Genomic DNA, 1,452 nt, shown 5'->3' with positions numbered 1-1,452 from the left:
GACAAGGCCGCGGGCTTCGTCTTGCTACCGCGCCGATGGGTTGTCGAAAGAACATTTGCTTGGCTCGGGCGTTGCCGCCGCCTCGCCAAGGATTGGGAAAAGTCCATCGAAAGCTCAACAGCATGGGCGCAAATCGCTTCAATCCGAATGCTCACAAGGCGCATCGCAAGATATTGGATCTACGAATGAACTTATGAATCGGGCTCTAAGAAACCAGGGACCCGCCATATTTCTACGGCATCGCTCGTGGCATTGACGAGCGTCAGGTTAGACCCGATCGTGTCCGCAAATCGGTGGGCGCGGAAGATACCTTCGTCGAGGATATCAATGATCTCGAACCCGCGATGGCAGAACYGAGGCCACTCGCCGAAAAAGTCTGGCGCTATTGTGAGGCGCAGGGCATCAGCGGCAAGACCGTGACCGTGAAAATCAAATATTCGGACTTCACCCAGGCGACCCGCAGTCGGACCGGCACAGTGCCGTTCGCAAACATGGCTGATGTATTCGACGCGGCATCTGCACTTCTGGCGACTGCCTAACGGACATCCGCTGCGGCTCGTTGAACCAATGCTGCCCGTAGGCCGGCTCTCCGGGATTGCGCAGGTCGATGATGCTGGCGCTGACCCCGTTCGTATCGATCACCTGGGTCGGTTTGCCCTTTTCGTCGGCGTCCTCGATCGTGTGCGAAAAGCGCGTGACCATCGCCTCGCCGGGATTGATCGGCTCGACCTCGTTGCCCTTGCCAGCGTCATCGCTCTGCTGGTCGTCCGAGCTATTGGCGTCCTGGTCGTCGGCCGATTGCGCCTTCTCTGCTGCAATAGCGCGATCCACGCGCCACATTTCATCGCTTAAAGCTGGAGAAATCGCCAGAATTCCTGCGATCAGGGCGCTCGACAGCAGCCGTTTCGAGCTTCGTGCAGTAACGATATCCGGCCTGACATTCGGTGAAACTCCACCCATTGCTTGCTCCATCATAGATCGGAAGTGCCCTGCACCTCCTCTTATCTTTTGAAGTTATTTGACCGGCCGCCAGCACGTTTTGATCGTGATCAACGCGTTGTTTCGGTTGATGTCGAAATGCCGGAAGTGACTGGAAGGTGAGGAATCCCGATATATTTTGCGCTCGGACCGCGGGGGCGCGGCGACACATTTTGGAGCGCCAGTGTTTTTGAACTCACGCGTATGGGATAAAGTGTCAGCGTCTTTAGTTGTGAAGAGCTGAGCGACGGCGACGCCGTTTCGGGGCCGCGGCAATGGTAGAATTCGCAGCGTTGTCTGATATTGGTCCCGGACGAGGCGGCCCGACCAGCGTGGTCGGGCCGCATAAAAGGCGTTACTCGCAGACGCGCACGCGGGTCACGTAAGCAAGATGTCCGTGGCGATAGTGCCGAATTTTCTTGATATAGCACGGGCCCGGAGCGACACCGATAACGATCCGGGGGCCCCAATAGC

General features: G+C 57.5%; 2 protein-coding genes and 1 pseudogene. 2 read left to right on the top strand and 1 reads right to left on the bottom strand.

The annotated features are described in order from the left end of the window. On the top strand, window positions 1–189 hold a 189-nt coding region (locus AC1D06_RS42555), incomplete at its 5' end, for a transposase (protein ID WP_477991592.1). Between the two features lie 35 nt (window positions 190–224). Then, window positions 225–533 (top strand): annotated as a pseudogene (locus AC1D06_RS42550) (DinB/UmuC family translesion DNA polymerase); the annotation flags it as partial. On the opposite strand, the gene AC1D06_RS42545 reads toward AC1D06_RS42550, so the two are convergent. Next, the gene (locus tag AC1D06_RS42545; RefSeq protein ID WP_477991590.1) at window positions 445–960 is read right to left on the bottom strand and encodes a hypothetical protein; all 516 of its coding nucleotides are present in this window, start codon (window positions 958–960) and stop codon (window positions 445–447) included. The pseudogene AC1D06_RS42550 and the gene AC1D06_RS42545 overlap by 89 nt on opposite strands. Window positions 961–1,452 lie beyond the last annotated feature (492 nt).

Source organism: Rhizobium sp. P2_G2 (genome assembly GCF_056403555.1).
This window is presented reverse-complemented; position numbering and strand designations above follow the sequence as displayed.